This window comes from Streptomyces sp. NPDC034037 (assembly GCF_055575715.1).
Genome location: NZ_JBVISC010000002.1, coordinates 510,234 through 536,433, shown reverse-complemented (window position 1 = coordinate 536,433; position 26,200 = coordinate 510,234). Strand labels below are relative to the sequence as shown.

Here is a 26,200-nt window from a genome sequence, read left to right as displayed (position 1 = left end):
CGCTTCCTAGAAGGCACTTTCAGGGAAGGTGGTGAGCCACAGGTGACCACCCGAGGAGCCCGGGCAACCGGGCGCGGGGGGCGCGGCGATCTGTTCGATCCCCGGTGCCCGACGCGGCAGTTGCTGGACCGCATCGGCACGAAGTGGACGTCCATGGCCGTCAAGACGCTCGCCGATGCCGCACCGGACGAGGTGCGCTTCGCGGAGCTGAGACGCCGGATGCCCGGCGTCTCGCAGAAGATGCTGTCCGTGACGCTGCGGAGCCTGACCCGCGACGGGCTGGTGTCGCGCCGGGTCGAACCGACCGTGCCGCCACGGGTCTTCTACCGGCTCACCGCACTCGGGCTGTCCCTGGAAGTCGCGCTCGCGGGGCTGCGGACCTGGGCGGAGGAGCACATGGCCGAGATCGACCGCGCCCACGAAGCCGCCGACAGGAGGTCGCCGAGGGATAGGCGGGCCGGTTCCGCGCCCGCCGCTTCGGAGGGTCCGCGATCACCGCTTCGGAGGGTCCGCGATCACCGCTTCGGATCCGCGGCGGCTCCCCGGTACGTGGTCAGCTGAACGTCCGTCGGTAGGTCTGCGGGCTCACGCCGGTGGTGCGTTTGAAGCGGTCACGGAAGGTGGTGGGCGAGCCGAAGCCAACCTGGCGGCCGATGCGCTCCACGGAGTGCTCCGTGGTTTCCAGCAGGTGCTGTGCCCGGCGGACGCGGGCCCGGTGGAGCCACTGGAGCGGGGTGGTGCCGGTCTGGTCGCGGAAGCGCCGGATCAGGGTGCGGGTGCTGGTCCCGGCCCGCTCGGCGATGTCGGCGAGGGTGAGGCCCCGGGCCAGGTTCTCCTGGAGCCAGGTCAGCAGCACCTCGAACTCGGAGCCCTGCGGCGTGGGGGCGTGCTCGTGGACGATGAACTGCGCCTGCCCGCCCTCCCGTTCGAGAGGCATCACTGACAGGTGCGCGGCGTCGGCGGCGACGGCCGAGCCGTAGTCACGGCGGATCATGTGCAGGCACAGGTCCATCCCCGCCGCGGCACCGGCCGAGGTGAGCAACTGGCCGTTGTCGACGTAGAGGACGTCGGGGTCGACGTCGACGTCCGGGTGCGTGGCGGCCAGAAGACCGGCCGCGCGCCAGTGGGTCGTGGCGCGCAGCCCGTCGAGGAGCCCGGTGGCGGCCAAGGGGAACGCGCCCACACAGATGGACGCGATCCGGGTGCCGGCGGCAGCGGCCGACCGCAGCGCGTCGTGCACGGCGGGAGAGAGTGGGGCGGCGGGGTCGGTGACGCCCGGCACGATGATCGTGTCCGCGCCCCGAAGGCCCTCCAGACCCCAGGGGGCGCGCAGGGTGAAGGCTCCGGCGTCGACCTCGTCGCGCTCGGCGCACACCCGGACCTGGTAGCCGGGCCGCCCGTCGGGCAGCCGGGTCCGGGAGAAGACCTCGAGCGGGGTGGCCAGGTCGAACGGGATCACCTGATGCAACGCCAGAACGGCGACCGTGTGCATGGCCAGAACCTACCTTCCCAACAGCTCGACGGAACCGGGCCGTCCTTCAGGAAGCCCCATGGCATCGCGGTTCGCACACGTCGAGAAGGCGTTGGCGTTATCCCGTCGAAGCCTGTCATCAGTGCCACTGGGCGAGCACACGGGCAGCCGGTTGACTTCGGAGCGTCCCGATGGAAAGCGACGCCGTAGGGCACCCCCGCACCTCCAGGTCGTCCTGTCTGCAGGAAGAAGTCATCCCCTCATGAACCTCGTGTCACCGGTGATCGTCGGCATCGTCTACTGCCTGCTGATGTCCCTGATCAAGGAACCGCACCGACGCCACTTCAACGCGATCATGGTGGGCGGAGCCGGCGCCGCCTATCTGAGCGGGGGCGGATTCGGCCCGTGGGAGCTCCCGTTCGTCGCGCTCATGGCCTACGTCGCCTACCGCGGCCTGGACTCCTGGGCCTTCATCGGCGTCGGCTGGCTGCTCCACACGGCCTGGGACGTCGCCCACCACCTCAAGGGCCACTCCATCCTGCCGTTCCACCACGACGCGTCCCTGGCCTGCGCCATCTGCGATCCGGTCATCGCCCTGTGGTGCTTTCGCGGAGGACCTGCCCTGGCCCAGGTCCGCAGCCGGCTCGAAGGCGGCAGGACGAGGGCGGCGAACAAGGCCGGTTCGACCGGGAACTGAGTTGGTCGCGGGCAAGGACTGTCAGCACTCAACGCAATGATCTCCACTTAATGAAAGACGAAAGAAAAGACGTGTGAGGAAGCTTGACCGCCACTGGCGGTACGGGCAAGGTTCCGGAGAGCGCTCTCCCGTTCCGGCCCATTCCGAGGAGCTCCCGCATGTCCGCAGTCGGCATACCTCCGGCGGCGCCGGTGTCACGCAGACCCGGCCGCCGCCACCTCCGCCGTCACCACCGCGGCGTCGTCGGCATGGTGGCCACCGCCCTGACCGCCGCCCTTCTCGCCTTCGTCCCCGCCCCTTCGGCCCACGCCGCGCCCACCCTGCTGTCCCAGGGCAAGCCGGTCACCGCCTCCAGCCAGGAGCACTACGGCACTCCGGCGACCGCCGCAGTCGACGGTGACAACGGCACCCGCTGGTCCAGCGCCGCCTCCGATCCGCAGTGGATCCGCGTCGATCTCGGCGCCCGCGCCTCCCTCACCCGGGTCGAACTGCGCTGGGAGGTCGCCTACGCCAAGGCCTACCGGATCGAGACGTCCCAGAACGGCACGGACTGGTCGACGGCCTACTCCACCACCGCCGGCAACGGCGGCACCGAGACCCTGGACGTCTCCGGCACCGCCCGCTACGTCCGTATGCTCGGCACCGCCCGCGCCACCCCATACGGCTACTCCCTCTGGGAGTTCAAGGTGTACGGCACCACCGGGGACGACCCCGGACCGGTCATCCCCGGCGGCGGAGACCTGGGCCCGAACGTGCACGTGTTCAGCCCGTCCACACCCGGCATCCAGGCCAAGCTGGACCAGGTCTTCAAGGAGCAGGAGTCGGCCCAGTTCGGTTCCGGCCGGCACGCCTTCCTCTTCAAGCCGGGCACCTACAGCGACCTCAACGCCCAGATCGGCTTCTACACCCAGATCGCCGGCCTCGGCCTGCGCCCCGACGACACCACGATCAACGGTGATGTCACCGTCGACGCCGGCTGGTTCAACGGCAATGCCACCCAGAACTTCTGGCGCGCCGCCGAGAACCTCGCGGTGAAACCGGTCAACGGCACCAACCGGTGGGCGGTCTCGCAGGCCGCCTCCTTCCGCCGGATGCACGTCAAGGGCGGACTCAACCTCGCCCCCAACGGCTACGGCTGGGCCAGCGGCGGCTACATCGCCGACAGCAAGATCGACGGCCAGATCGGCAACTACTCGCAGCAGCAGTGGTACACCCGGGACAGCTCGATCGGCGGCTGGTCCAACTCCGTGTGGAACCAAGTCTTCTCCGGCGTGGAGGGCGCACCGGCCACCAGCTTCCCGGAGCCCCGCTACACCACGCTCGACACCACCCCCGTCTCCCGCGAGAAGCCCTTCCTCTACCTGGACGGCGACGACTACAAGGTCTTCGCCCCCGCCAAGCGCACCAACGCCCGCGGCACCACCTGGGCGAACGGCACCCCGCAGGGCGAGTCGATCCCGCTGAGCAAGTTCTACGTCGTCAAGCCGGGCGCCACCGCCGCGACCATCAACGCCGCCCTTGCCCAGGGCCTGCACCTGCTCTTCACCCCGGGCGTCTACCACGTCGACCAGACGATCGACATCAACCGGCCCGACACCATCGTCCTCGGCCTCGGCCTCGCCACGATCATCCCGGACAACGGGGTGACCGCCATGAAGGTCGCCGACGTCGACGGCGTGAAGCTCGCCGGACTGCTCATCGACGCCGGACGCGTCAACTCCCCGACCCTGCTGGAGATCGGCCCCCAGGGCGCCTCCGCCGACCACGCGGCCGACCCCACCACCGTGCAGGACGTCTACATCCGTATCGGCGGGGCGGGCGCGGGCAAGGCGACCACCAGCGTGGTCGTCAACAGCGACGACACGATCATCGACCACACCTGGGTGTGGCGGGCCGACCACGGCGAGGGCGTCGGCTGGGAGACCAACCGGGCCGACTACGGCGTGCGCGTCAACGGCGACGACGTCCTGGCCACGGGACTGTTCGTCGAGCACTTCAACAAGTACGACGTCGAGTGGTACGGCGAGCGCGGCCGGACGATCTTCTACCAGAACGAGAAGGCGTACGACGCCCCTGACCAGGCCGCCATCCAGAACGGTTCGACGAAGGGGTACGCCGCCTACCGCGTCGACGACTCGGTGGACACCCACGAGGCGTGGGGCCTGGGCAGTTACTGCAACTACAACGTCGACCCGAACATCCGCCAGGACCACGGCTTCAAGACGCCCGTCAAACCGGGGGTGAAGTTCCACAGCCTCCTCGTGGTCTCGCTCGGCGGCATGGGCCACTACAACCACGTCATCAACGACACCGGCGACTCCACGGTGCCCTCCGGCACCTCGACCGTGCCGTCCACCGTCGTGTCATACCCCTGACCGAGCCGTCCGTCGGTCCTCCCCCCGACCCGCCAGGAGGAGATGTGTCCAGAGCACCCTCGCCCCGCAGACCGGACGGCCGCCGCGTCGGCGTCCCCCTGCTCGCCCTCGGCTTATGGGCGGCGTCCTCCCTCGTCCTGGCCGCCCCGCCCGCCCAGGCCGCGGAGACCCTGCTCTCGCAGGGAAAGCCCGCCACCGCGTCGTCCCAGGAGGGCGACGGATACGCCGCCTCGAAAGCCGTCGACGGCGACCTCACCGGCACCCGCTGGGCCAGCCAGTGGAGCGACCCGCAGTGGTTGCGGGTCGACCTCGGGCAGCGGGCCGACCTCAGCCGCACCGTGCTGACCTGGGAGGACGGCGCGTACGGCAAGGGCTACCAGATCCAGGCGTCCGACAACGGCACGGACTGGCGGACCCTGAAGACCGTGACCGGCGGTGACGGCGGCACGGACGAGGTCGCACTCTCCGGGTCCGGCCGGTACGTGCGCATGCTGGGCACCGACCGGTCCGGCGGCTACGGATACTCCCTGTGGGAGTTCCAGGTCTACGGGACCACGGACGGCACGCCGCCCGCCGGGGGAGCGGTCAAGGTCGCCGGCTCCCAGGGGGACTGGCAGCTGACCGTCGGCGGCAAGCCGTACACCGTCAAGGGCCTGACCTGGGGTCCCGCCATCGCCGACGCCCCGAAGTACCTGCCCGACGTGAAGTCCATGGGCGTCAACACCATCCGCACCTGGGGCACCGACAGCGGCACCAAGCCCCTGCTCGACAGCGCCGCCGCGAACGGCATCCGCGTCGTCAACGGCTTCTGGTTGCAACCCGGCGGCGGCCCCGGCTCCGGCGGCTGCGTCAACTACGTCACGGACACCACGTACAAGAACAACGCGCTCGCCGAATTCGCCAAGTGGGTGGCGGCCTACAAGAGCCACCCGGCGACCCTCATGTGGAACGTCGGCAACGAGTCGGTCCTCGGCCTGCAGAACTGCTACAGCGGGTCCGAACTGGAGGCGCAGCGCAACGCCTACACCGGCTTCGTCAACGACGTCGCCAAGAAGATCCACGGCATCGACCCCGACCACCCCGTCACCTCGACCGACGCCTGGACCGGCGCCTGGCCGTACTACAAGCGCAACGCGCCCGACCTCGACCTGTACTCGATGAACTCCTACGGCGACATCTGCGGCGTCCAGGAGGACTGGAAGGAGGGCGGCTACACCAAGCCGTACATCATCACCGAGAGCGGACCGGCCGGTGAGTGGGAAGTGCCCGACGACGCCAACGGCGTCCCCGACGAGCCGACCGACGTGCAGAAGGCCGAGGGCTACACGAAGGCCTGGAACTGCGTCACCGGCCACCGGGGCGTCGCCCTCGGCGCCACCCTCTTCCACTACGGCCTCGAACACGACTTCGGCGGAGTCTGGTTCAACCTCGTGCCCGACGGGCTGAAGCGCCTGTCCTACTACGCCGTCAAGAAGGCGTACACCGGCTCGACCGCCGGCGACAACACCCCGCCCGTCATCACGAACATGGCGGTCAGCCCGGCGGCATCGGCCGCGGCCGGCGACGAGTTCACCGTCCGCGCAGACGTGCGCGACCCCGACGGCGACCCGATCACGTACAGGATCTTCCTCAGCGGCAACCACGCCAACGGCGACAAACGCCTGGTCGAGGCCGAGTGGCGGGCCACGGGCAGCGGGACCTTCGCCGTGACGGCCCCCGAGAAGCTCGGCGTGTGGAAGGTGTACATCCAGGCCGAGGACGGCCGCGGCAACGCCGGCATCGAGACGAAGTCGGTCAAGGTCGTCCCGCCGCCGGTCTCCGGCACCGACGTGGCGCTGGGCAAGCCCACCACCGCGTCCTCCTTCCAGCCGTCGTACGGCGACTGCCCGTGCGAACCCGCCAAGGCCACGGACGGCAAGAACGACACGCGCTGGGCCAGTGACTGGAGCGACCCGCAGTGGATCCAGGTCGACCTGGGCGCCGCCACCGCGTTCCGCAGGCTCCAGCTCGTGTGGGACCCCGCCTACGCCAAGTCCTACGAGGTCCAGGTCTCGGACGACGGCACCACCTGGCGCACGGTCCACACCACCACCACGGGCAACGGCGACATCGACACCATCGACGTCGCGGCGACCGCGCGGCACGTACGACTGCGTCTGACAGCGCGTGGCACCGGCTGGGGCTACTCGCTGCACGAGTTCGGCATCTACAGCTGACGGCGAAGGGTGCCCGGCGGCGCCCTTCGCACCATCCCCCCACTCAGCACCGCAAGCGGGCAGGAGGCCCCCCATGAGACGGCGTTCCAGACTTCCCGCGCTGCTGCTCGGCAGCGCACTCCTCGCAAGCACGCTAGGCATCGGCACCGTGGCCACGGCGTCCGATCCCACGTCCGGTCCCAGCGGCACCCGCGCTGCCTCGCACGCCTCGGCCGCCGGTCACTCCGGGCACACCAGGGCGGCCTCGACCCAGGCGTCCGGCGACGACCCCGACGGCGACGGCTACATACCGGCCGTCCCGCAGGTCACCGGCGTGACCCCGTCCGATGCCACCCCGCCGCCGCGCTACCACAAGGAGTTCCAGGCCAACTGCGCCGTCAGCCACACCGCGCCGGACGATCCGATCGTCTACCCGGGCCAGCCGGGCAAGTCCCACGACCACACCTTCATGGGCAACACGACGACCAACGCGGGCAGCACGACGACGAGCCTCTACGGAGGCAGCACCACCTGCAAGGCGCCGGCCGACGCCTCCGCGTACTGGATGCCGTCCCTGTACAAGGGCGACAAGAAGATCCTGCCCGTCGGCCCGCAGGTCATCTACTACAAGGCCGGTGTCACGGACTACACCAGCGTGCGGCCCTTCCCCAAGGGGCTGCGGTTCGTCGTCGGCGACCCCCTGCAGAGCGCCCAGGAGTTCCGAGGCCACAAGGGCTTCGTGGAGGGCTGGGAATGCGGTGACAGCTTCTTCAACGTCGACTTCCCGGCGAGTTGTCCGAGCCGGCCCGACGTCCAGCTCAACATCCGCTTCCAGGCGCCCAGTTGCTGGAACGGCAAGTACCTCGACACCCCCGACCACAAGAGCCACATGGCCTACCCGGTCGTCAAGCCCGGCACCAACGACAACATGTGCCCGGCCTCCCACCCGGTCGCCCTGCCGATGATCGAGTTCAAGATGGCTTTCCCGGTCAACGGCGACATGAGCGAGGTCCGCCTGGCCAGCGGCCGCGGCTACTCCTTCCACTACGACTTCTTCAACGCCTGGGAGGAGCGGACCCTCAAGGCGCTGGTCGACCACTGCGTCGTGGGCGGCCTCCAGTGCGACACGCGCGGTTACGACCAGAACCACCCGGAGCGCGGCGCGGTGCTGAACGCGGATCACCGGCTGCCCTGACCGACAGGTCCGGCACGGAGGCGTGAGAGGGGGAGGGGGGAGGGAATGGACGACGAGGCACTGGATCGGCTCCTCGACAAGCTGAGCCTCGAACAGAAAGTGCGCCTGCTCACCGGCGTGACGACCTGGCGCACCGCCGGCGAGGCCGCTATCGGCCTGCGGGAGATGGTGACCTCGGACGGGCCCGCGGGAGTGCGCGGCGAGGCGTGGGACGAGCGGCACACGTCGGCGCTGCTGCCCTGCGCCTGCGCGCTGGGCGCGATGTGGGACGAAGACCTCGTCGAGCGGCTCGGCCGCCTGCTCGCCCGGGAGGCCGCCCGCAAGGGCGTCGACGTGGTGCTCGCCCCCACCCTCAACCTCCACCGGAGCCCGCTGGGCGGCCGCCACTTCGAGTGCTTCTCCGAGGACCCGGAACTGACCGGCCGCACCGGGGCCGCGCTGATCCGGGGCATCCAGGCACTCGGGGTGGCGGCCACCGCCAAGCACTACGTCGCCAACGACGGTGAGACCGACCGGCTGACCGTCGACGTCCGGGCGTCCGAACGCACCCTCAGAGAGGTGTACCTCGTCCCCTTCGAGGTGGCCGTCGAGGCCGGGGTGTGGCTGGTCATGGCGGGCTACAACACCGTCGGCGGCACCACCATGACGGCCAGCCCCCTCCTGGCCGAACCCCTCAAAGGCGCGTGGGGGTTCGACGGGGTCGCCGTCTCCGACTGGGCGGCCGTGCGCACCACCGAGGACACCGGCCGCGCCGCCCTCGACCTGGCGATGCCGGGGCCGGACAGCCCCTGGGGCGCCTCCCTGGTGCGGGCGGTGCGGGACGGCCGGGTCACCGAGGAGGCCGTCGACGAGAAGGTGCGGCGGCTGCTCCGGCTCGCCGGCCGCGTGGGCGCCCTGGAACCATATCGTCCGCGCCGGGTGCCTGCGAGCGCGGCCCGCGACACCCGGGCGCTGCTGCGGCGCGCGGTCGGCGCCGGTTCGGTCCTGCTGCGCAACAGCGCCGTCCTGCCGCTCGACCCCGCCGAGCTGTCCACCGTCGCGGTCATCGGGGCGCACGCAGCGAACCCGCGCGTCCAGGGCGGCGGCAGCGCGGGCGTCTTCTGCTCCGACGTGGTCACTCCACTGGCCGCCGTCCGGGCCCGACTGCGGGGCCGGGCCCGGGTCGTGCACGCACCCGGGCCGGCACCGGACGCCCCGCCCGACCCCCTCGACACCGACCGGTGCCTCGACCCGCGCTCGGGGTCTCCCGGCGTACTCCTGCGGGTGCTGGACGCGGCGGGGCGAGAGCTGTCCGCCCACCATCGCCTCTCGGGACGGCAGTTGGAGCCGGACCTGCCCCCGGGCGCGCACACGGTGGAGATCAGCGCGGTGCTGCGCCCCCGTCCGGCGGGGGAGTGGACGTTCGGTGTCGGGGGTTTCGGCCATCTGACGCTCACCGTCGACGGCCGCCCGCTCCTGGACGGGGAGTTCCCCGGCGACACGGACGACCCGGCCGTCGTCCACGTCAATCCGCCCGTGCGGACGGCGCGGTTGACGCTGGCCACCGAGCGGCCCGTGCACGTCGTGGCACGGCGCGAACTGGTGCCCGGCCGGGGTCGCGCCACCGTCGTGAGCGCGGCGCCGCCCGAGCCGGACCCGGCGACCGCGCTGGAGAACGCGGTGCGGGCGGCCCGGGACGCCGACGCCGCGATCGTGGTCGTCGGCACCACCGGGCACAGCGAGACCGAAGGGCACGACCGCGCCGGACTCTCGCTCGGCGAGCAGCAGGACGAACTGGTCCGCGCTGTCGCGGCCGCCAATCCCCGCACGGTCGTGGTCGTCAACAGCGGTGGCCCCGTCGAGCTGCCCTGGCGGGAGGAGGCGGGCGCCGTGCTGCTCACGTGGTTCCCGGGACAGGAGGCCGGCGCGGGGCTGGCGGACGTCCTGTTCGGCCGCGTCGAGCCCGGCGGCCGGCTCCCCACCACGTGGGCGGCGTCCCTGGCGGACGCGCCCGTCACGCGGACCCGGCCGGTCGACGGCCGGCTCGACTACACCGAGGGCCTGCACATCGGATACCGGGGGTGGCTGCGGTCGGGACGCGAGCCCGCCTACTGGTTCGGCCACGGACTGGGCTACACGACGTGGGAGTACGAGGAGGTGCGGGCTCCCGCGCACGTCGCGGTGGGCGAGCCGTTCACCGTCCGGGTGACGGTGCGCAACACCGGCGCCCGCGCCGGGCGCGAGGTCGTACAGGTCTACCTGGCACGCCCCGACTCGGCGGTGGAGCGTCCCGTGCGCTGGTTCGCCGGTCACGCGGCTGTCCGGGCGGAAGCGGGCAGGACGGCGCGCGCGGAGGTGGTGGTGGGCCCGCGCGCCTTGCGGCACTGGTCGCGGGCGGACGGCTGGACCACGGAGCCGGGCCGCTACCGGCTCATGGTGGGCAGGTCGGCGGGTGACACGCGGTGGGAGGGGAGCGTCACGGTCGGCGCCCCGTGACGGGCGGGCCGGTCCGGCCGGCGAGTTCGCCGGAAACGCCGCACGGACCCGGCGCCGCTCACTGCACCGAGCGCTCCCGCAGGGCGGTCCGCCACGCCGGATCCGGTTCCACCGGTTCCGCCGCCTCCGGCCGGCCGCCGCGCTCGAAGAAGTCGGCGAGCGGCAGGATCGCGGCCCCCACGGTGACGGCGTCCGGTCCCAACGTGCCGAGGTCGATGCGGACGCGGGCGGCGGGGTAGCTCAGGGCGTACGAGGTGGCGTACGCCGTCACCGAGTCCAGGAAGCGCCGGCCGAGCTGCAGTCCGGCCCAGCCGCCGACCAGGATGCGTTCGGGCTGGAAGAGGTTGATCAGGTCGGAGAACCCGGCTCCGAGGTACTCGGCGGTCTCCTCCAGGACGGCCAGGGCCGTGGCGTCGGGCTCCGGGCCGTCCCCCTTCTCGTCGGTCTCCGGGTAGGCGGCGGCGAGCATCGCGGTGAGCGCGCTCTCCTCGTCCGCGCCCGCGGGCGGCTGCCCGCCCGCCTCCGCCCAGCGCTCCAGCAGGGCCTCCGCGCCCGCGTACGCCTCCAGGCAGCCGCGCGCGCCGCAACGGCACCGGCGCCCGCGCACCCGCACCGTCAGGTGCCCCCACTCCACGGCACGGCCCGGCCCCATGTCCTCCCCGACGACACAGGCGCCGACGCCGGAACCGAAGAGCACCACCGCCGCGCTCTGCGCGCCCCGGCCGGCGCCGAACCACATCTCCGCCTGGCCCAGTGTCCGGGCGCCGTTGGCGATGTAGAACGGCACGGTCTCGGGCAGGATCCGGGACTCGCGCAGCAACCGCTCCAGGGGAACGGCGTCCCAGCCGATCGTCTGGCCGTGCACGACGGCGCCGTCCTCCGCGGTCCTGGCGACGATGCCCGGCACCCCGATCCCGACGCCGAGCAGCCGCCCCGCCGCGACGCCGGCGTCCTCCAGCACCTGGGGGATGCCCTCGCGCAGATGGCGCACGACGACGTCGACGTCGTAGCGGTCGAGGCGGCGCGGCCCGTCGGTCTCCAGCGGCCTTTCGACCCGGGCCAGTTCGGTGAGGGCGAGGTCGAAGAGTTCGATCCGCACCCGGGTCTCGCCGATGTCGACGCCGATCATGTGACCGCTCCGGGCGCTGACCCGCAGCAGCGTGCGGGGACGGCCGCCGGCCGAGTCGACGCTGCCGGCCTCCTCGACCAGTCCCTCGGCGACCAGTTCGGAGACCACGTTGCTCACCGACCCCGAACTCAGCCCGGTGACCGGCCCCAGCGAGAACCGGCTGAGCGGCCCGTCGAAGTACAACCGCTGCAATACCGCGCTGCGGTTCTCCCGCCGCAGGTCACGCACTGTACGGCCACTGCGCATCTTCACCCTGCCCCCCTCGTTCCGAAGTCGTCACCGCAACTTACATGTGGAGGAGCCCTTGACGCGACCTTCGCTTGAGGTTTAACTCACATCCTAAATTAAGCCGTGGGGGGCTTCGGGAACGCGGGGCGCCGCTCCCACCCCCCTCCGCGGGCGACCCCGTCACTTCCCGGAAGGCCTCTGGAGTCATGCGCAGAATCAGAGCCGCAGCCGTCGGCGCCGTCACCCTCTCCCTCACCCTCACCGCGGCGGCCTGCGGCGGGGGGTCCGCCGGCACGGAAGGCTCCAACGAGAAGCCGCGGACCCTCACCTACTGGGCCTCCAACCAGGGCGCGAACCTGGAGGTCGACAAGAAGGTCCTCCAACCGGAACTCGACAAGTTCGAGAAGCGCACGGGCATCGAGGTGAAGCTGGAGGTGGTGCCCTGGGCCGACCTCCTCAACCGCATCCTCACGGCGACCACCTCCGGTCAGGGCCCCGACGTGCTCAACATCGGCAACACCTGGAGCGCCTCGCTCCAGTCCAGTGGCGCCCTGCTGCCCTGGGACGCGAAGAACTTCGAGGCCATCGGCGGCAAGGACCGCTTCGTGCGGTCCGCGCTCGACTCCACCGGCGCCCACGGCCAGGACCCGGCCGCCGTACCCCTGTACTCCATGGCCTACGCGCTCTACTACAACAAGAAGATGTTCGCCGAGGCCGGTGTCGACAAGCCCCCTGCCACCTGGGAGGAGATGGCCGAGATTGGGAAGAGGCTCTCCAAGGACGGCAAGTGGGCCCTCGGCGCCGAGGGCTCCAACCTCTCCTCCAACATCCACCAGGTCTTCGTCCTCGCCAAGCAGCACGGCGCGGACTTCTTCACCCCCGACGGCAAGGCCGACTTCACCTCCGCCGGCGCCGTGGCGGCGGTCAAGCAGTACGTCGACCTCATGGCCGACGAGAAGATCATCGCGCCGGGCAACGCCGAGTACGCGAAGAACCAGTCCCTGAGCGACTTCGCCAAGGACAAGACGGCCATGGTGCTCTGGCAGACCGCGTCGGCCACCTTCAAGGCGCAGGGCATGGACCAGGACGAGTGGGGCGTCGCCCCCGCCCCGGTGCGATCCGGCGAGCCCGGCACGGACCGGGCCACCAACTCCATGGTCGCCGGCATCAACATGGCCGTCTTCAAGAACACCAAGAACCTGGACGGCGCCAAGAAGTTCGTGAAGTTCATGACCAGCGACGAGGAGCAGATCACCCTCAACAAGGCGTACGGCTCCATCCCGCCCGTCAAGGCCGCCCAGCAAGACCGGGCCTTCGACGACCCGGCCCTCACCGTGCTCCGCGAGACCCTCGCCACCAGCGCCGCCGCGCTCCCGCAGGTCCCCGAGGAATCACAGTTCGAGACCGTCGTCGGCACCGCCGTCAAGGAACTCTTCGCCGACGCCGCCGCGGGCCGCCCGGTCACGACGGCATCCGTCAGGGCGAAGCTCGAAAAGGCCCAGCAGCAGATGCCGAAGAAGTGAGCGCGGACACCGCCATGACCACCACCGCTGCCCTGAGCACAGGCGAGCGGACGGCAGGGAAGAACGACCCGGGCAAGGCACCGCGCGGGCGCCGCCCCGGGCGGCTGCGCGGCATCGCCCTGCCGTACCTGCTGCTGTTCCCCGCCCTGCTGCTCGAACTGCTGGTCCACCTCGTGCCGATGGTGATCGGCATCGTCGTCAGCTTCAAGGAGCTGACCCAGTTCTACCTCCGCGACTGGGGCACCGCGCCCTGGGCCGGCCTCGACAACTACGCCCTGACGGTCGACTTCGACGCCCCCGTCGGCGAGGCGCTGCTGAAGTCCTTCCTCACCACCTGCCTGTTCACCGTCCTGTCGGTCGGCCTGTGCTGGCTGCTGGGAGTGGCGGCGGCGATCTTCATGCAGGAGTCGTTCCGCGGCCGGGGCGTACTGCGCACCGTCTTCCTGGTGCCGTACGCGCTGCCCGTCTACGCCGCCGTCATCACCTGGGCGTTCATGTTCCAGCGGGACAACGGGCTGGTGAACCACGTCCTGCACGACCAGCTCGGGCTCACCGACAGCGCCCCCTTCTGGCTGATCGGCGACAACAGCTTCATCGCGCTGCTCGTCGTCTCGGTGTGGAAGGGCTGGCCCTTCGCCTTCCTCATCCTCATGGCCGGGCTGCAGAACATACCCCGGGAGATCTACGAGGCCGCCGCGCTCGACGGCGCGGGCGTCCGGCAGCAGATCCGCCGCATCACCTTGCCGGCGCTGCGCCCGGTCAACCAGGTCCTCGTCCTGGTGCTGTTCCTGTGGACGTTCAACGACTTCAACACCCCCTTCGTCCTGTTCGGCAAGGCGGCGCCCGAGGCCGCGGACCTGATCTCCATCCACATCTACCAGTCCTCGTTCCAGACCTGGAACTTCGGGACGGGCTCCGCGATGTCGGTCCTGCTGCTGCTCTTCCTGCTCCTCGTGACGGGCCTGCACCTCTGGTTCACCTCCCGCGGAAGGAAGGCCACCGATGCCTAGCCCCACCGCCCGGCGGCCCCGCTCCCCGATGGCCGCCCCGCCGTCCTTCCTGTGGAGCCGCAGGATCTTCCTGACCCTCCTCACCGGCTTCGTGCTGCTGCCGGTGTACGTGATGGTCTCCAGTTCGCTGAAGCCGCTCGAGGACGTCTCCGGGAAGTTCGCGTGGGTCCCCTCGGGCCTCACCGTCCGCCCGTACTTCGACATCTGGGAAACGGTCCCGCTGGCCGACTACTTCATGAACTCGCTGATCGTGGCGGGCGCGGCCACCGTCTGCTCCGTCACCGTCGCCGTGTTCGCGGCCTACGCGGTCAGCCGCTACTCCTTCCGCGGCAAACGCGTCTTCACGGTGACCGTGCTGTCGACCCAGATGTTCCCCGGCATCCTGTTCCTGCTGCCGCTGTTCCTCATCTACGTCAACATCGGCAACGCCACCGGCATCGCCCTGTTCGGTTCCCGCGCCGGCCTGATCCTCACCTACCTCACCTTCTCGTTGCCCTTCTCCATCTGGATGCTGATCGGCTACTTCGACTCGGTGCCCAAAGACCTCGACGAGGCGGCCAAGGTGGACGGCTGCGGGGCGCTCGGCGCGCTGTTCCGGATCATCGTGCCCGCCGCGATCCCCGGCATCGTCGCGGTCACCGTCTACGCCTTCATGACCGCCTGGGGAGAGGTGCTCTTCGCCTCGGTCATGACCAACGACACCACCCGCACCCTCGCCGTCGGCCTCCAGGGCTACTCCACCCAGAACGAGGTGTACTGGAACCAGGTCATGGCCGCCTCACTCGTCGTCAGCCTGCCCGTCGTCGCCGGCTTCCTCCTCCTCCAGCGCTACCTCGTCGCCGGCCTCACCGCGGGCGCCGTCAAGTAACCGTCGGGGCACCACCGTCGCCCCCCTCAGAGAGGCCCTCCGTGTCCGAACCGCTTGACCTCGCCGCCTTCCCCGCCGACTTCACCTGGGGCACGGCCACCTCCGCCTACCAGATCGAGGGCGCCGTCGCCGAGGACGGCAGGGCGCCGTCGATCTGGGACACGTTCTCCCACACCCCGGGCAAGGTCGACGGCGGCGACCACGGCGACGTGGCCTGCGACCACTACCACCGCTGGCCCGAGGACATCGCCCTGATGAAGCGGCTCGGCACCGACGCCTACCGCATGTCCATCGCCTGGCCCCGCGTCATGCCCGCGGGCGACGGGCCGGTCAACCCGGCCGGACTCGACTTCTACGACCGCCTCGTCGACGCCCTTCTCGACGCCGGCATCACCCCCAACGTCACCCTCTACCACTGGGACCTGCCCCAGGCCCTCCAGGACCGCGGCGGCTGGACCGTACGGGACACCGCCGAACACCTCGCCGAGTACGCCTCCGTCATGGCCGGCCGGCTCGGCGACCGCGTCACCCGGTGGGCCACCCTGAACGAACCCCTGTGCTCCGGCTGGATCGGACACCTGGAAGGCCGGATGGCACCCGGCCTGAGCGACCTGACCGCCGCCGTGCGCGCCTCGTACCACCTGCTGCTCGCCCACGGCCTGGCCACCCACGCGGTCCGCGCGGCGGCCCCCGGCGCGCGGATCGGCCTGGTCACCAACCACTCCACCGTCGAGGCCGCCTCCACCCGCCCCCAGGACGTCGCGGCCGCCACCCGCATGGACGGCCACACCAACCGCTGGTGGCTCGACCCCGTCCACGGCCGGGGATTCCCCGCCGACATGCGCGAGCTGTACGGCGTGCCCCTGCCGGAGCGCCCCGGGGACCTGGAGACGATCGCCGCCCCGCTCGACTGGCACGGCCTCAACTACTACTTCCCGGCGACCGTCACCGACGACCCCGAGGGCCCCGTCCCGTACGCCCGCGAGGTCCGGCTGCCCGACGTGCCGCGCACCGGCATGGACTGGCAGATCGACGGCGGCGCCCTGGAAGCCCTGCTGCTGCGCCTGACCGACGACTACGGGGTGCGCGAGCTGTACGTCACCGAGAACGGCTCGGCGTTCCCGGACACCGTCGCGCCCGACGGCACCGTCCACGACCCCGACCGGGCCCGCTACCTGGAGGAGCACGTGGGCGCGTGCGCCCGGGCGATCCGCAAGGGCGTGCCGCTGGCCGGCTACTACGCCTGGTCCCTGCTCGACAACTTCGAGTGGGCCTACGGCTACGACAAGCGGTTCGGCCTCGTCCACGTCGACTACGCCACCCAGGCCCGGACCCTCAAGACGAGCGGCCTGCGGTACGCGGAGATCATCCGGGCCCACCGGGAGTCCCACGCCTGACCGCACGACACCGCGTCAGGCGGACTCGCGCACGACCAGTTCCGGTTCGAAGACGAGCGCGCGCGGCGTGGTACCGGGGCCGTGCGTCAGCTCGCCCAGCAGCCCGGCCATCGCCGCGGCCATGTCCTCCACGGGCTGGCGCACGGTGGTCAACGGCGGCCGACACGTCACGGCGACGCTCGAGTCGTCGAACCCGACGACGGCGACGTCCTGCGGTATGCGCCTGCCCTGTTCGCGCAGGACCTGGCAGGCGCCCTGCGCCATCAGGTCGTTGGCCGCGAACACGCCGTCCACGTCGGGTCGCTCCCGGAGCAGCCAGGTCATGGCCGTGGCGCCGCTGTTGAGGGTGAAGGCGCCCTCGACGACGGAAGGGCCGTCGTGGCCCGCGCGCGCCAGGGCGTCGCGGAATCCGGCGAGGCGCTCCCGCCCGGCCGGGAGATCGGACGGAGCACTGATCACCGCGGTACGGCGGCAGCCACGGGCCAGGAGGTGCTCCGCGGCCAGACGTCCTCCCGCGTGATGGTTCAGATCGACGTGGGCGACCGGCGCGTCTCCGGCGGGACGCGCGAACAGCACGGTGGGCACGCGGGCGGCGAGGAGCATGTGCGGCAGGGGGTCGTCCGGTTGCACCGACACCACCAGCGCCCCGTCCGCGCTGCCCTGCCGCACGTAGTCCACCACCTGCTCCCTGGCCGCCTCCGACTCGGCGAACAGCAGCACCGGTTGCATCGCGCGCGCCCGCAGAAACCCCAGGACTCCGCTGACGACGCGGCCGAAGAACGGGTCGGTGAACACGCGGCCGGCGAAGGCGTCACCCGCGCCGGAGATGACGAGGGCCACGGTGCCGGAGCGCCGGGTGACCAGGGCCCTGGCGGCGCGGTTCGGCGCGTAGCCCGTCCGTTCGATCGCGTGGCGCACCAGGTCCTGGATGCCGGGATCGACGTTGCGCACGCCGTTCACGACCCGCGACACGGTCGCGCGGGAGACCCCCGCCTCCCGCGCCACGTCCTCCAGCGTCGGGGCCCGCCTGTTCATACGGGAACTCTAGCGCCGGGCGAGACGGTTTCACTCGAATCGGCGTCGGCGCCGGCGCCGGCCGAGGGACAGGGCGAGGAGCAGCGTGGCGCACACGACGGTGACGGCTTGGGCGACCGCGGTGAGCTTCTTGTCGCCGGACCAGACGGGCTCGTACATGTTGGGGAGCGGTCCGATGGCCCCCACGTCGACGTACTGGTAGAGGAGCAGGGCGGCCAGTCCTCCCGCGGCGACCAGCCAGGCGAAGGCGTCGGCCGGCCGGCGGCGCCACACCAGGACGAGCAGGGCGGCGAGTGCCGCCAGAGCGGCTTCGATCCGGAAGAGGGTGCCCTGGCTGATGGTGTCCGTGACGGCGTCGTACCGGTCCGCCAGGTGCGCGTGCACGTAGGCGTCCACCGCGAGCCCGGCGGCGGCCAGGACACGGGCCGCGCCCCGGAGCAGCCGGTGTTCCGGGCGGCCGGACGGCGGGGGTTCGAAGGACATGCGTCTCCCTTCCCGGCCCGAGCTGGGTACGGGCGGTGGAGGTGTGCGGGCGTCCGGGGTCAGCGGACCGTGAGCGAGCCCTTCATGTACTGGTGGATGGTGCAGATGTACGCGTACTTCCCCGCCCGGGACGGCGCGGTGAAGGTGGCCCGCTTGCCCGCGGCGATGCTGCCGGTGTCGAACGGCTTGTCGCCGCCGGCCGTCACCGTGTGGGGGGCCGAGTCCTCGTTGACGACGGTGACCTTCGTACCCGGGGCGACGGTCAGGTCGGCGGGTTCGAACGCGAAGTCCTTGATCGTGATCTTGGCGCCCTTGCCGCCCGACGGCGAGGCGGAACGCCCGGACGACGACGCGGAGGTGGAGGGCGGCGAGGAGGAGTCGGAGTCTTCGCCGTCCGAGCATCCCGCGACGGTCGTCAGCATGCACAGGAGTGCGACGGCGGCGGTGATGGCCGTGTGCGGTCTGCGGGGGCGCAGGGGCATCGTTTCTCCGTGGGGTTCGTGGCGTGCCGGTCCCGGGGCCAGGCGCGGGCGTCACCGCCCCTGGCCCCCGGGACGGATCAGACGGTCAGCAGGCTGGGGCCGGCGGCCTTGTCGGTGCCGATGAAGTCGTCGGGCACGGGGTACTGGCCGAGCACGTAGTGCAGGATCGCCGAGTGCATGGCCTCGACCGGGGCGATGGTCGCGGCGGTCTCGATCCCGCCCTTGCTCTTGACGTTGGACGCCGCGAACACATACGTCTGGGTGGCCTGGTCCTCCAGCTTGAGGGCGAGTCTGGCCACGCCGGGGACGTCCTTGACCTTGCCGAGCGCTTTGGTGACGTCGTCGTGGTTGGACAGCGGGGTCCCGGTGATCTTCGGTTTGTCCGCGGAGGCCAGGATCGCGTTCCACGCGTCGGCGTGGTCCTTGTGCTGGTCCATCGCGGTCTGCGCGAACGTCGCGAACACCGGGGGCACCTTGCCCAGTTTGCCGTCCTTGGCCGCCTTGAGAGCGGTCTGGTAGGCGCCGACGGCCTGGTTCTCCAGAGCGGCCGCCAGGGCGACCACCTTCAGGTCTCCGGTGTAGGTGCCGCCGCTGCCCGACGGCGACTTCGAGGGGGTGCCGGTGCTTCCGTCGGAGTCGCCGCCGCAGGCGGCCAGCGCCATCGCGGCGGCGGACGCGCCGGCCCCGATCAGGAACCGGCGGCGCGCGACGTGCACGCGCTGCCGCGGGCCGGTGTCGGGTTCCGCGGCGCGCAGGTCGTGGATCTCCTGCGTGAGGTCGCGGGCGGACGCGGCCATGACGGGCAGGGTCTCCTGGTGGGCCTGGTCCATCTCCTTGGTGAGACGGGCCAGTTCGCTCTCGCTGATCGGCAGCTCCCAGGAGCCGCGCTTGCTCGTGGTCATTTCACGGCCCCTTCACTGACCGGCGAGGCGTCCTTGGTGGGGTAGAAGGCGTCGGGGAAGCCGACCTTGCCCGCGGCGGCGGGGAGCTTGGCGACATCGGTGGGGATCGCGATGAGGTCGGGCAGGTCCCCGGCCAGCAGCGCCTGCACGGCCAGCAGCGTCGCCCGGTGCTGTGCCTCTACGGGGGCCACGGAGGCGAACAGCTGCCGCAGGTTCTTGTCCTCGACCTGGCCGATGTTCTTGGTGTAGGTCTGCGCGGCCACGTCCTCCAGCGTGATGGCCAGTTTGACCACGTCCGCGGAGGTCTTGATCGACGGCAGCCGCTTCTTGACGATGGCGGCGTACTTGGGGTCCGGACCGTTCTGCGCCTTGCCGCCCGCCTTGCGCGCGGCGGCGTTGAACGCCTTGCCGTGCGCGGTGTGCTGCGCGGTCGTCTTCTCGATGAACGCCCGCACCGTCTTGTTGCCGTTCTTGATGAAGGGCAGCCCGGCGGCGGTCTCGTAGACGCTCACCGCCAGGTTCTCCAGCGACGCGGCGGTCTGCAGCGCCATGATGTCGTTGCGGGAAGCGGCCGCCGCGCGGCCGGCCCCCAGCCATGTCACTGCTCCCGCCGCCCCCAGGGCGGTGGCGCGGCGCTGCCACCAGCGCCGGTCCGCGGGCTCCGCGGCCTCCTCGAAATCGGCCAGGGAAGCATGCGTCACCCGCAACGCGTCGCTGTTCAGGTCCTGCGACTGCTCGGTCAGTTCTTTCAGCAGTCCGGTGTCGATGTGGTCTGTAGCCATCGCGTCCCATCTCCTCGGCCACGCCGGACGGCGCGGGCATCGCCCCCCAGAGTTGAGGACGGAGCGGACGGAAGCCCGCCTAATACGGCCCAATGGCCCGCCCGGGCACCCGAACGGAGTCTTCTCCGACGCTCGGCGCACCCCCGCTCGTGGGGCGAGCCGGTTACGGCTTCACACCTCGGCCGAGCGGCCGCCTGCGGACCACCTCTTGAGCGAGGGCTTGGCCGGCCGGACGCAGCGCGGCGGCGACCAGTCCTTCGAGGTCTTCGCGCGGTACGTCGCCGCCGTTCACCAGTCGGTCGAAGACGAGCCCGTCGACGCAGGTCAGCAGAGTGTGCGTGCGGTTCTCGACGTCGGCTGCGCCGTGCTCGACGAGGAACAGCCGGACGGCCTCGCGCCCGGCGTTCTCCCGGGGCAGGAGGATCTCGCGCAGCTCTTTGTCGCGCACGCTTTCGACGGCGCACGCGTGGCGGGCGAGCGAGCGCCGGCGGCCCTCGCCGGTGAGTCGCTGTCGGGTGAGCGCCACCATGGCGTCCACCAGGTCCTCGGCGGTACGCAGGGGCGCAAGCCCGGCGGCCGTCGTCTCCAGTTCCGCCTGGTCGAGCTGGACCAGGCGGACGACGAGTGCGGTCAGCAGAGCGGCGCGGGTGCGGAAGTAGGCCGAGGTGGTGCCGGGCGGCATGGCCGCTCTGCGGTCGACCGCACGGTGGGTCAGACCGCGCATCCCTTCCTCGGCCAGGACGTCGAGAGCCGCGTCTGCGAGAAGGGTGCGCCGATCCGAAGCCATGACCCCTTTCTACACCCGTAGAGGCTCGGGGATAGAGTCCGCTTCTACAGATGTAGAAGAAGGAGGTTCCGCCATGAGTAACACGGCAGTGGTGGTCGGAGGGGGAATCGGCGGACTGGCCGCCGCGATCGGCCTGCACCGCATCGGCTGGGACGTGACGGTCCTTGAGCGTTCGTCCCTGCCCGAGGACGCGGGGGCGGGCATTTCCTTGGCCGCCAACGGCCTGCGGGCCCTGGACGAACTCGGGGTCGGCGGGGCGGTTCGGGACGCGTCGCGAGGCCAGTACAGCGGCGGCACCCGCACGCCCCGGGGGCGCTGGCTGGCCCGGATGGACGGCTCGGCACTGGAGAAGGCGGTGGGCGCGCCGATCATGGGCATCCCCCGTTCCACCTTGCACCGACTGCTGCGCGGGGCACTGCCCGCCGGGGCGTTGGCGATCGGCGCCGAGGCGGCGACGGTCGAGCAAGTCGGCCCGGAGACGGTTCACGTCGGCTGCGGCACCACGGTCCTGGAGGCCGATCTCGTGGTGGCGGCCGACGGCATCGGCAGCACGGTCCGCGGCCGACTCTTCCCGGAGCACCCCGGCCCGGTCCACAGCGGCTCGACGGTGCTGCGGGCGATCACCGAGCACGCGGTCGACCTGCACACCGACTTCGAACTGACCTGGGGCCGGGGCGCGGAGTTCGGACACATCGCCCTCCTGGACGGGAGGGCCGAGTGGCACGCCGTCCTCAGCCTCCCCGCCGGTACGCGGTTCGCCGACCCGCTGAGCGAACTGCGCCGACGATTCCACGCCTGGCACGCCCCGATCCCCGCGCTGCTCGACGCGACACGCCCCGAGGCGGTGTTGCACCACGACGTGAACGAACTCCGCACGCCCCTGCCTTCCTACGTGGTCGGCCGGATCGCGCTGCTCGGCGACGCGGCCCATGCGATGACCCCCAACCTGGGACAGGGCGCCTGCCAGGCCCTGGAGGACGCGGTCACCCTCGGCGCCGCCCTCGACGCCGAGACCACCGTCGAGGCCGCGCTCGCCCGCTACGACGCCGAGCGCCGGCCGCGGAGCCAGGCCGTCGCGGTGGCCGCCCGGCAGGCCGGGAGAATGGGGCAGCAACTGTCCCACCCGCTGGCCGTCACCCTGCGGAACACGGCGATGCGACTGACGCCGTCCCGGGTCGCCCTCCAGATGATCCTGCGTCACCACGCCTGGACCCCGCCGCCGCTGAGCTGATCCGGCTCGCCGCCGCCACCTCGCACCGGATGGTCGAAAGAAGAACGTGTGCGACTCTCAAATGTGCGTTCGATGTATCGGCGGACGGTTGTTCGGACACATGCCAATTGGCCGAATCTTTGCGGTGGGAGTGCGGTAGGGGTCCGTCCGCTTGTGAAGTGGGGGGGCCGGGCGGCGGTGGCGAGTGGTCGAGCGGGGCGTGTCGGTGACGGATCGCGTAAATCCACCGCGTGTCGCGCCGTCGTCCCGACGGTGGGGCCCGATGTGTCCGCTGACTCAATCATCACCCCAGATCAGGGGGGTTCTCGGCCGATTTGCCGACGGCGGGACGGGGCATCCATCCGGCCACGCCCAGTGGCGTTCGACGTGCCCGTCCGCACCCTGGCCGCGTTCTTTTCCGCACGGTCCGGTTTGCCGTTGAGCTGCCTGGGCACCCGCAGCGGTGCGACTTTCGACGGTCGGGCCTCGAAGTGTGGTCGACCGGCCGAAGTGGCCGAGTGGTGACGCAAAAGCACCGGCAGGGCACTCTCCGTTCAACCTCGGGGGGTTGCTTGCAGGTGACTCGCCGTGAAGACTGTGGCCGAGTTCCATCGAAACGAAGGTGTTCCGAGGGGCGCATCATGCCAATCGTGGCACGACACGCGCTGCGATTGCGTACTCTCACATCCGTTTCGCACGGCCGGGCCTGGGGGGCCACTGGCCGTCCAGGAGCAGGGAGGGTCCCGCGCATCCGGTGCGCGGGAGGTATCGCCGAGGGGGATGGGGTTATGTCGGGTTGGCGCGCCGCACGACTGGGCCGACTGCGAGGCCGTGACCGGCGCTGCCGTCACGACATCCCGTACCGCATGTGTTGAGGTCCGGCAGCCCACCCCGGTGTCGACCTCGGCGTCGCGACTGACGCCGATCGACTGTCCCGCCGCACGAGAGCCCCGCGGGGCACGTGCCGTCCTCGCCCGGGTTCAGGTCCCGGGCCGGGCGGCATGGACACAGTCGTGCCCGGGCCCGCCCCATCCTGGCCGGCCCGGCCCACCCCAGCCCTGTGCGCGTGACTCCACCGTGCCCGCACGCGCCAGCCGCCAGCAAGGGAGACAAGGTGATCAGCAAGCAACCGACCGGCGAGCGACCCCTCTTGGAGGAGTTACCCGACCGCTGGCGGGGCTTACGCGCGACCGGGCCGGTGCGGTACGACGAGACCCAGCGCGTCTGGCAGGTGCTCGACCACGAGAGTGTCTCCGCCGTCCTCGCCGACCCGGCGACGTACTCCTCGGAGCTCTCCACCCTCGCGCCCACCCAGTCCGACTTCGAGACCTTCACCCAGGGCAACTTCGTCGGCATGGACCCGCCGGAACACCGCAAACTCCGCACCCTGGTGAGCCAGGCGTTCACCCCGCGTGTCGTCCAAGGGCTCGAACCCCGCATCGAGGCCGTCTGCGCCCGTCTCCTCGACGCCGTAGCCGACCGCGACCGGTTCGACCTGGTCGACGCGCTGGCCTACCCGTTGCCGATCATCGTGATCGCCGAACTCCTCGGCATCCCCGCGGAAGAGCACCGGCTGTTCCAGGAGTGGGCGAGTGTCCTGTTCGGCGGCGACCAGCTCGGCGAGGCGCCCGACATGGCCGACCTGGAGCGGGCGCTGGAGGCCATCGCCCCCACCGTGCGCGAGATGAACGGCTACATGCTGGAGCACATCCGCGCCCGCCGCGCCGCCCCCGGCGACGACCTCACCAGCAGACTCATAGCCGCCGAAGTGGACGGAGTCCGCCTCGGCGACCAGGAGATGGTCGGCTTCGTGGCCCTGCTGCTCGTGGCCGGGCACATCACCACGACCGCGCTGCTGGGCAACGCCATCGTCACCTTCGACGGCGACCCCGACACGGATGCCGCGCTGCGCGCCGACCCCACGCGCATCCCCACCGCCGTCGAAGAGGTCCTGCGCTGGCTGCCGCCCTTCCCCGAACTGGGCCGCAGGGTCACCCGGCCCGTGGTCCTCGGCGGCCACGAGATCCCGGCCGACACCATGCTGATGGCCCATCTCGGCGTCGCCAACCGGGACCCCGCCCGCTTCCCCCTCCCCGACGTCTTCGACGCGACCCGAAGCCCCAACCCCCACTTGACCTTCGGGCACGGCATCCACTTCTGTTTCGGCGCCCCCCTGGCCCGGCTGGAAGCGCGGATCGCTCTTCACATGTTGCATGAACGATTCCGCAAACTGGTGATCCCCTCCTACGAGGACATCGTCTACCAGAACCCGGCCGTCATCATCGGCGTACGACATCTGCCCGTAGAGGTCGGCAGACCGTAGTCGCCGGCGCCCGCAGCGCCCCGGTCGGCCCGCACCGCTCGTTTCCCGGGCCGGATCGGCACACCCGCACATGAGACCCACCCAACGGGAGTCCTCTTCTCATGCCGTACACCATCCCCACCGCTCCGGTCGCCCTCGGGGCACCGTCCTCCTTAAGCCGTGAACTGCAGGAACGTCTTGACGACCTGGCCCGCGCCCACCGGGTGCCCGGCGCCCAACTGGTCCTGGACACCGGCAGCGACGTGGTCGCCGTGCACACCGGCACCGCCGACGTCACCACCGGCAGTCCCTTCACCGCGGACACCGCCGTTCCGCTGGGCTCGCTGACCAAGCCGTTCACCGCCGCGCTCGTCATGCTCCTGGCCGACGACGGCGACCTCGACCTCGACGAGCCGGCCGCCGACCACCTGCCCGAACTGGCCGGCATACCCGAGGTGACGCCTCGTCAACTCCTCAGCCACACCGGGGGTCTGCCCACCGGCCCCGACTCGGACACCGCCGCCGCGACCACTCCCGCGCGCTACCTGGCGGCCGTCTGCACCGCCGACGACCTGCTGTTCACACCCGGGAGCGACTTCTCCTACTCCAACGCCGGCTACGTCGCCGCCGGACGGCTCGTGGAGAGAGTCACCGGCATGCCGTGGCCCGAGGCCGTACGGGTGCTGCTGCTCGAACCCCTCGGTGTCCTGCCCGCGTTCGTCTCCGACACCGCGCCCCAGCGTCCGGTCGCCGCGGGACACGCCGTCAACACCGCCACCGGGCAGGCCGTCGCCGCCCGGCAGAACCTGGCCCCGCTGGAGGCGCCGGCCGGCGCGCTGCTCGCGAGCGCCCTGGACCTGGCCGTGTTCGGCAACGCGCTGACCGGCCGCTCCGATCTGCTGCCGCCCGCCGTCGCCAAGGAGATGCGCCGGGCCGAGACCGCCGCCGACCCGGGCACGCTCGCCGACGGCTGGAGCGCCGGACTCGCCCTGTACCAGCGGGACGGCCGCATGTGGTGCGGCCACGACGGCAACGCCCAGGGCACCTCCTGCCATCTGCGGGCCGAGCCGGAGAGCGGCGTCGTGGTGGCCTTCACGGGCAATGCCGGGGGCGCCACCGCGCTGTGGCACGAGCTCGTCGACGACCTGGCCGCTCTCACCGGCATCCGGGTGCCCGCCAAGACGCTCACCGCGGACCGGGGCCTCCCCGTCGGCCTGCCCGACTGCGCGGGGACCTACCGCAACGGCGCCACGACCTACCGCGTCGCGCCCGGGCCGGACGGTGCGCCGGCCCTGTCCATCGACGGGGACCTGCGCCTTCCGCTGGTCTGCTACGCCGACCTGTCCTGCGATCTGCGCGATCCGGCCACCGGCCGCATCGAACCCGGTGGCCGGTTCCACCGGGATCCGGCCACCGGAACGATCGACCGGGTACAGATATCCGGGCGCACCGCGCGCCGCGTCATCGACGGCTGAGACCGGTTCCGGTCCCCTAGGGGCCGGTCGGCGGGCCGGTGTCCGCCGTCCGGAGGCCGGTGCGCGGGGCCGCCGTGGCGTACGGCACCGGTTCCGGTGGCGGCGGTTCGGCGTGGCCGGTCCGGATGGGCAGGGCGCCGTCGCTGGACCACGGACACCACCACGGGGACCGATGAGTC

21 protein-coding genes are annotated in these 26,200 nt (G+C 71.4%); 13 read left to right on the top strand and 8 right to left on the bottom strand.

What is annotated here, in order from left to right; genetic code table 11:
* Positions 1 to 42: 42 nt before the first annotated feature.
* Positions 43 to 561, top strand: coding sequence for a winged helix-turn-helix transcriptional regulator (locus ACZ516_RS08005; protein WP_469009113.1), 519 nt, complete (start codon positions 43 to 45; stop codon positions 559 to 561).
* Here ACZ516_RS08005 and ACZ516_RS08000 read toward each other — a convergent pair.
* Positions 554 to 1,492, bottom strand: a complete 939-nt coding sequence (locus tag ACZ516_RS08000; RefSeq protein ID WP_469009112.1) for a GlxA family transcriptional regulator — start codon at positions 1,490 to 1,492, stop codon at positions 554 to 556. The two genes, ACZ516_RS08005 and ACZ516_RS08000, sit on opposite strands and share 8 nt — an antisense overlap.
* A 241-nt stretch (positions 1,493 to 1,733) precedes the next feature.
* On the opposite strand from ACZ516_RS08000, the gene ACZ516_RS07995 reads away from it, so the two are divergent.
* From ACZ516_RS07995 to ACZ516_RS07975, 5 genes are all read left to right on the top strand, one after another.
* Positions 1,734 to 2,168 carry a DUF6010 family protein gene (locus ACZ516_RS07995; RefSeq protein ID WP_469009110.1) on the top strand — a complete coding sequence of 145 codons (435 nt, stop codon included), beginning with the start codon at positions 1,734 to 1,736 and terminating at the stop codon, positions 2,166 to 2,168.
* 158 nt (positions 2,169 to 2,326) lie between these two features.
* Positions 2,327 to 4,543 carry a discoidin domain-containing protein gene (locus tag ACZ516_RS07990; RefSeq protein WP_469009108.1) on the top strand — a complete coding sequence of 739 codons (2,217 nt, stop codon included), beginning with the start codon at positions 2,327 to 2,329 and terminating at the stop codon, positions 4,541 to 4,543.
* 44 nt (positions 4,544 to 4,587) lie between these two features.
* The gene (locus ACZ516_RS07985) at positions 4,588 to 6,759 is read left to right on the top strand and encodes a discoidin domain-containing protein (RefSeq protein WP_361080439.1); all 2,172 of its coding nucleotides are present in this window, start codon (positions 4,588 to 4,590) and stop codon (positions 6,757 to 6,759) included.
* 73 nt (positions 6,760 to 6,832) lie between these two features.
* Positions 6,833 to 7,933: a DUF1996 domain-containing protein gene (locus ACZ516_RS07980; protein ID WP_361080437.1), complete on the top strand. Its 1,101-nt coding sequence runs from the start codon at positions 6,833 to 6,835 to the stop codon at positions 7,931 to 7,933.
* 45 nt (positions 7,934 to 7,978) lie between these two features.
* Positions 7,979 to 10,408 (top strand): beta-glucosidase, encoded by a 2,430-nt coding sequence (locus ACZ516_RS07975; RefSeq protein WP_469009107.1) that lies wholly within the window; start codon positions 7,979 to 7,981, stop codon positions 10,406 to 10,408.
* A gap of 58 nt (positions 10,409 to 10,466) precedes the next feature.
* On the opposite strand, the gene ACZ516_RS07970 is transcribed toward ACZ516_RS07975, so the two are convergent.
* Positions 10,467 to 11,789, bottom strand: a complete 1,323-nt coding sequence (locus ACZ516_RS07970; RefSeq protein WP_358580960.1) for an ROK family protein — start codon at positions 11,787 to 11,789, stop codon at positions 10,467 to 10,469.
* A 182-nt stretch (positions 11,790 to 11,971) separates the two neighbouring features.
* On the opposite strand from ACZ516_RS07970, the gene ACZ516_RS07965 reads away from it, so the two are divergent.
* The 4 genes from ACZ516_RS07965 to ACZ516_RS07950 are packed head-to-tail and all read left to right on the top strand — an operon-like array spanning position 11,972 to position 16,563.
* A complete protein-coding gene (locus ACZ516_RS07965; protein WP_361080431.1) occupies positions 11,972 to 13,288 on the top strand; it encodes an ABC transporter substrate-binding protein in 1,317 nt (438 codons plus the stop codon).
* A gap of 14 nt (positions 13,289 to 13,302) precedes the next feature.
* A complete protein-coding gene (locus tag ACZ516_RS07960; protein ID WP_361080429.1) occupies positions 13,303 to 14,298 on the top strand; it encodes a carbohydrate ABC transporter permease in 996 nt (331 codons plus the stop codon).
* 28 nt (positions 14,299 to 14,326) lie between these two features.
* A complete protein-coding gene (locus ACZ516_RS07955) occupies positions 14,327 to 15,166 on the top strand; it encodes a carbohydrate ABC transporter permease (protein ID WP_469009618.1) in 840 nt (279 codons plus the stop codon).
* A 41-nt stretch (positions 15,167 to 15,207) separates the two neighbouring features.
* Positions 15,208 to 16,563: a GH1 family beta-glucosidase gene (locus ACZ516_RS07950; RefSeq protein ID WP_469009105.1), complete on the top strand. Its 1,356-nt coding sequence runs from the start codon at positions 15,208 to 15,210 to the stop codon at positions 16,561 to 16,563.
* Positions 16,564 to 16,578: 15 nt separating this feature from the next.
* On the opposite strand, the gene ACZ516_RS07945 is transcribed toward ACZ516_RS07950, so the two are convergent.
* From ACZ516_RS07945 to ACZ516_RS07920, 6 genes are all read right to left on the bottom strand, one after another.
* Positions 16,579 to 17,598: a LacI family DNA-binding transcriptional regulator gene (locus ACZ516_RS07945; protein WP_469009104.1), complete on the bottom strand. Its 1,020-nt coding sequence runs from the start codon at positions 17,596 to 17,598 to the stop codon at positions 16,579 to 16,581.
* A gap of 30 nt (positions 17,599 to 17,628) precedes the next feature.
* A complete protein-coding gene (locus ACZ516_RS07940; RefSeq protein WP_469009102.1) occupies positions 17,629 to 18,081 on the bottom strand; it encodes a hypothetical protein in 453 nt (150 codons plus the stop codon).
* A gap of 59 nt (positions 18,082 to 18,140) precedes the next feature.
* Positions 18,141 to 18,563 carry a cupredoxin domain-containing protein gene (locus ACZ516_RS07935; protein ID WP_361080421.1) on the bottom strand — a complete coding sequence of 141 codons (423 nt, stop codon included), beginning with the start codon at positions 18,561 to 18,563 and terminating at the stop codon, positions 18,141 to 18,143.
* Between the two features lie 77 nt (positions 18,564 to 18,640).
* A complete protein-coding gene (locus ACZ516_RS07930) occupies positions 18,641 to 19,465 on the bottom strand; it encodes a ferritin-like domain-containing protein (protein WP_361080419.1) in 825 nt (274 codons plus the stop codon).
* The gene (locus ACZ516_RS07925) at positions 19,462 to 20,247 is read right to left on the bottom strand and encodes a ferritin-like domain-containing protein (protein WP_358580978.1); all 786 of its coding nucleotides are present in this window, start codon (positions 20,245 to 20,247) and stop codon (positions 19,462 to 19,464) included. The genes ACZ516_RS07930 and ACZ516_RS07925 overlap by 4 nt, the downstream gene beginning before the upstream one ends.
* A gap of 163 nt (positions 20,248 to 20,410) precedes the next feature.
* Positions 20,411 to 21,034 carry a TetR/AcrR family transcriptional regulator gene (locus ACZ516_RS07920; protein ID WP_469009100.1) on the bottom strand — a complete coding sequence of 208 codons (624 nt, stop codon included), beginning with the start codon at positions 21,032 to 21,034 and terminating at the stop codon, positions 20,411 to 20,413.
* A gap of 73 nt (positions 21,035 to 21,107) precedes the next feature.
* On the opposite strand from ACZ516_RS07920, the gene ACZ516_RS07915 reads away from it, so the two are divergent.
* From ACZ516_RS07915 to ACZ516_RS07905, 3 genes are all read left to right on the top strand, one after another.
* The gene (locus tag ACZ516_RS07915; RefSeq protein ID WP_469009098.1) at positions 21,108 to 22,265 is read left to right on the top strand and encodes an FAD-dependent monooxygenase; all 1,158 of its coding nucleotides are present in this window, start codon (positions 21,108 to 21,110) and stop codon (positions 22,263 to 22,265) included.
* Between the two features lie 1,093 nt (positions 22,266 to 23,358).
* Positions 23,359 to 24,567 (top strand): cytochrome P450, encoded by a 1,209-nt coding sequence (locus ACZ516_RS07910; RefSeq protein WP_358580986.1) that lies wholly within the window; start codon positions 23,359 to 23,361, stop codon positions 24,565 to 24,567.
* Positions 24,568 to 24,668: 101 nt separating this feature from the next.
* Positions 24,669 to 26,021 carry a serine hydrolase domain-containing protein gene (locus ACZ516_RS07905; protein WP_469009097.1) on the top strand — a complete coding sequence of 451 codons (1,353 nt, stop codon included), beginning with the start codon at positions 24,669 to 24,671 and terminating at the stop codon, positions 26,019 to 26,021.
* Positions 26,022 to 26,200: the final 179 nt, after the last annotated feature.

Excerpts from the sequence above, each read along its gene's own strand:
- ACZ516_RS07980 (WP_361080437.1), top strand. The coding sequence starts at position 6,833 with ATGAGACGGCGTTCCAGACTTCCCGCGCTGCTGCTCGGCAGCGCACTC.
- ACZ516_RS07975 (WP_469009107.1), top strand. The coding sequence starts at position 7,979 with ATGGACGACGAGGCACTGGATCGGCTCCTCGACAAGCTGAGCCTCGAA.
- ACZ516_RS07935 (WP_361080421.1), bottom strand. The coding sequence starts at position 18,563 with ATGCCCCTGCGCCCCCGCAGACCGCACACGGCCATCACCGCCGCCGTC.
- ACZ516_RS07940 (WP_469009102.1), bottom strand. The coding sequence starts at position 18,081 with ATGTCCTTCGAACCCCCGCCGTCCGGCCGCCCGGAACACCGGCTGCTC.
- ACZ516_RS07925 (WP_358580978.1), bottom strand. The coding sequence starts at position 20,247 with ATGGCTACAGACCACATCGACACCGGACTGCTGAAAGAACTGACCGAG.
- ACZ516_RS07990 (WP_469009108.1), top strand. The coding sequence starts at position 2,327 with ATGTCCGCAGTCGGCATACCTCCGGCGGCGCCGGTGTCACGCAGACCC.
- ACZ516_RS07960 (WP_361080429.1), top strand. The coding sequence starts at position 13,303 with ATGACCACCACCGCTGCCCTGAGCACAGGCGAGCGGACGGCAGGGAAG.
- ACZ516_RS08000 (WP_469009112.1), bottom strand. The coding sequence starts at position 1,492 with ATGCACACGGTCGCCGTTCTGGCGTTGCATCAGGTGATCCCGTTCGAC.
- ACZ516_RS07930 (WP_361080419.1), bottom strand. The coding sequence starts at position 19,465 with ATGACCACGAGCAAGCGCGGCTCCTGGGAGCTGCCGATCAGCGAGAGC.
- ACZ516_RS07995 (WP_469009110.1), top strand. The coding sequence starts at position 1,734 with ATGAACCTCGTGTCACCGGTGATCGTCGGCATCGTCTACTGCCTGCTG.
- ACZ516_RS07955 (WP_469009618.1), top strand. The coding sequence starts at position 14,327 with ATGGCCGCCCCGCCGTCCTTCCTGTGGAGCCGCAGGATCTTCCTGACC.
- ACZ516_RS07945 (WP_469009104.1), bottom strand. The coding sequence starts at position 17,598 with ATGAACAGGCGGGCCCCGACGCTGGAGGACGTGGCGCGGGAGGCGGGG.
- ACZ516_RS07915 (WP_469009098.1), top strand. The coding sequence starts at position 21,108 with ATGAGTAACACGGCAGTGGTGGTCGGAGGGGGAATCGGCGGACTGGCC.
- ACZ516_RS07905 (WP_469009097.1), top strand. The coding sequence starts at position 24,669 with ATGCCGTACACCATCCCCACCGCTCCGGTCGCCCTCGGGGCACCGTCC.
- ACZ516_RS07965 (WP_361080431.1), top strand. The coding sequence starts at position 11,972 with ATGCGCAGAATCAGAGCCGCAGCCGTCGGCGCCGTCACCCTCTCCCTC.
- ACZ516_RS07920 (WP_469009100.1), bottom strand. The coding sequence starts at position 21,034 with ATGGCTTCGGATCGGCGCACCCTTCTCGCAGACGCGGCTCTCGACGTC.